Origin of the sequence: Hyphomonas sp. UBA3601 (genome assembly GCF_002375605.1) — a bacterium.
Lineage (GTDB): Bacteria > Pseudomonadota > Alphaproteobacteria > Caulobacterales > Hyphomonadaceae > Hyphomonas.
Genome location: NZ_DFME01000054.1, coordinates 6013 through 9319, shown reverse-complemented (window position 1 = coordinate 9319; position 3307 = coordinate 6013). Strand labels below are relative to the sequence as shown.

Genomic DNA, 3307 nt, shown 5'->3' with positions numbered 1-3307 from the left:
AGGCCACAGAATACGCCGGGCATTGCATTGCATGCGAGGTTGGAACCCATGCCTGTGCCGCAACCTGTAACAATGAAATCTGCTGCGTTTGAGTTGATCAGAATGCCAGCCATGATGCCGATCATTGGATAAGTCAGATGTGCCTCGTCGTCCGGGCCGGACATTCCGCAATGGGCAACGGAATGGCCGAGTGGCTCTGCAACTGAAGTAAGCGCGTCATGGACAATGCTGCTCTTCGCAGCCTGGCTATTTTCAATAATGAGCGCAATCTTCATGGGGGTATTCCTTTTGTTGCTTGAGTACTTCGCCTCGAAAAGCGTAGCTGGGATAGGGCGCGTCCGTGATCAGGTTCCGAATCTGGACCAGGACTGTCATCACCCCGGTGATCTTCGGTGTGGCGTGTTTGGTAACCGGTGTCATAACATTTGTGTTTCAGACTGACAACCGGTTGATCGGGCGAGAATTAGATTGTGCGGGTCGATTCTCGCACCACAAGCTCCAACTGAAAAGATTGTAGTTCCTGGTTGCCGCTGGAGCCTGCTCCACGCTTCACCAAGAGATCAGCGGCGGCGCGCCCAACTTCGCGGATAGGAGACCGAACTGTGGTAAGCGGCGGCCAGATCCTTGCGGATATTGGTGTATCGTCAAAACCGACAATCGAGAGGTCTTCGGGAATTCTCAAGCCAGCCTTTCGAGCGGCGACATAGACGCCAACGGCCATTTCATCATTACCGGCAAAGATAGCTGTGGGTCGGTCATGGCGGTTGAGAAGCCGCGTGGCACTGGTCACACCGGAATCAAATGTGTAGGCGCCTTCAACCGTCAATTCCGGAGCAAGTTCAAGGCCATAACCCTCAAGGCCGCGTTTGAACCCTGACAGCCGTTCGTGGGCCGAGCGGAATGTTTTTGGTCCGTGAATGTGCCCGATACGCTTGTGGCCGAGTTGTGCCAAATGCGCGGCGGCCATTTCTGCCCCCTGAGCATCGTGGGTCCGAATGCTGCGCGACGGAATGTCCAGTTCTAGTGAGGCGATGCGAACGTAATCGCATTGCTCCTCTCTTAAAATCTCGGCAAGTTCCTCATCTTCAGATACGGATGGAGTCAGGATTATGCCATGTGGTTTGTGTTGTAGGATGAAAGATCGGACGCGTTCGCGATAGCCTTCTTCCCCACGATCACAGGGCCGTAGGACCAGCTGGAAGGCGGTGTCCCCCAGGGTGTCGAGTATCCCGCGCTGCATATTGACGACATATTGCGGACTTGGATTGTCATAGACGAGGCCGATCAAGAATGATTTCCGGAAAGCCAGTGCGCGTGCCTGAGGGTTTGGTGTGAAGCCCGTCTCAGCGATGATTCGCTTCACCTTCTTGCGCGTTTCCTCACGAACAAGCGGTGACTCATTGATGACACGAGACACGGTTTTCTTGGACACCTCCGCCATGCGGGCAATGTCTATAATTGTTACCTGAGACCGGTCTCGGACCGGTTTGGCCTCGTGTTCATCGTCGCTCATGGGAAAGCCTTGCTATGCATCGTCTCTTTTTGACGTGATTTGGGGTGGCTTCAAGTCCCCTTGGCTTTCAAGCCGGAGTCCAGCGCTTCTGGAGCGGCAGGTTGCATCGTCTCCAAATCCCACAGGGCCGGATCAAAGGCGCGGTGGGTCGGACTCGCGGTCGGATATCCGCCGACTTGATTTTGACTGTCGATGATTTCACCGCGCCCCTCCGCCGTGTCGGCCAAAATGCGAACGTCCACTGAGTCCCTGTCCCAAGGGCGCGCGCCAGCGTTCTTCAGGACGTAGCGCTCAACCTGATTCGCAGCCAAAATTGGCAACCCTGCAACAATGTCAGAAGGTTCAGACTGTTCTGCAATCTGAGTGGAAGATGATGTGTAGCGCCCAAGCTCCGGCAATTCATGACCCCAGTGATCTATGGAGATGTTGCCAGATATGTGGAGGTCCAGGTCGCCATCGCCCCCAATCATGAGTAGCGGTAACCGTTCGCTGGTCGAGGGGCCCGCGCGCATCACGTTGCCGATCAGGTCCATTCGGCCCGTCTCCGCAGGCACGTCGCCCCATTCCAGTCCTTGCAGATTATAGTGAACGCCGCGCTGTCCGGGATTATAGATGAAATTGTTCACGATCGCGCCTTGTACGCCGCCCTTGAAAAGTGGGCTGCGCTCGAAATTGTGAGCGTATAGATTTCCGTAGATCAGGATATCGCTGACATTGTCATGTATGAGCGATCCCTTTGAGTGCTCTCCCTTCGCATGTGTCGAATGGGACAGACCTTCAGCGATGATGTTGTTGGTATAGGCGATTGTGTGTGATGTGCCTTCGCGCCAGTCTTTGGGAGTTTCGCCGGTGAAACGTGGGCCGGAAGCGGACAGGTTTTCATCCGTCGCCCAGCTAAGCGAACAGTGGTCGACAATAACATTGTGAGCTGCGATCGTCGTGATCGCATCTATGTCTCGGCCGCTTCGTAAGCCTTCACCCAGATCGCCCGGGCGAATACGCATGTGCTGAACGATAATGTCGTCGCCGGTGATAACCATGCCACCACGTATAAGGGTAATGCCAGGTGACGGCGCGGTCTGGCCCGCAATTGTTGTGTTGGACGAGCTAACTCGCAAATTGTTGCCATCAAGGTCAATGACGCCGCCCACTTCAAATACGATGATTTTGGGACCATCGGCCTCCAGCGCTGCTCTGAGTGTACCAGGTCCATCGGATTCCAAGCTTGTCACTCTGACGATTTCTCCGCCGCGCCCTCCCGCCGTCATTGCTGCTGGCCCGAGCGGACCCATCCACGGGGCAACTGGTACAGAGGCTGTTGTTTCAGTCTCCGCTGGAGCGACACCTAGCGGCTGTGCGGTGGCGCAGCCGGACAGGACTAACAGCGCTGACGCAGCAATCATTCTTGGGAAGGGAGCATAATTCGGTCTCGCCATGGGTGTTTCCTCACTTCTTGTCCCCGGATTTGCCGACCGATTTCAAGTATTCGCTCGTTCCGGATCACTTTTTATCACTATGGAGGTTTGAAAATGACACCGGTTTCCTATAGTGTCTACCCCAAGATAGGCAGGCTGAGGAAAAAGCGTGAGCGTAGTTGAAAATATAGCAAAAAAATTCGTTCAGGCGCGACTTGCCGCCGGCAGTCTGGCTGAGTATCCGGGCACTGTGCCCCAATCCATTTCCGAGGCCTATTCCATACAGGATGCCGCCATCGATATGTGGCCCGACGAGCTAGCTGGTTGGAAAGTTGGCCGCATTAATGGGGCAGATATTGATCGTTATGGAACGGATCGC

General features: G+C 55.0%; 3 protein-coding genes and 1 pseudogene. 1 reads left to right on the top strand and 3 read right to left on the bottom strand.

Going from position 1 to position 3307, the window contains the following annotated elements:
- The 3 genes from B4F73_RS06280 to B4F73_RS06270 all read right to left on the bottom strand — a co-directional run.
- Positions 1 to 275, bottom strand: a 275-nt coding sequence (locus tag B4F73_RS06280) for an RpiB/LacA/LacB family sugar-phosphate isomerase (protein WP_290482765.1), incomplete at its 3' end; no start/stop codon positions are given.
- Positions 276 to 463: 188 nt separating this feature from the next.
- On the bottom strand, positions 464 to 1513 hold the full coding sequence (locus tag B4F73_RS06275; RefSeq protein ID WP_290480191.1) for a LacI family DNA-binding transcriptional regulator: 1050 nt from the start codon (positions 1511 to 1513) through the stop codon (positions 464 to 466).
- Between the two features lie 50 nt (positions 1514 to 1563).
- Positions 1564 to 2745, bottom strand: coding sequence for a pectate lyase family protein (locus B4F73_RS06270; protein ID WP_290482764.1), 1182 nt, complete (start codon positions 2743 to 2745; stop codon positions 1564 to 1566).
- A 352-nt stretch (positions 2746 to 3097) separates the two neighbouring features.
- Here B4F73_RS06270 and B4F73_RS06265 point away from each other — a divergent pair.
- Positions 3098 to 3307, top strand: a pseudogene (locus tag B4F73_RS06265) (2-keto-4-pentenoate hydratase); the annotation flags it as partial.

Excerpts from the sequence above, each read along its gene's own strand:
- B4F73_RS06275 (WP_290480191.1), bottom strand. The coding sequence starts at position 1,513 with ATGAGCGACGATGAACACGAGGCCAAACCGGTCCGAGACCGGTCTCAG.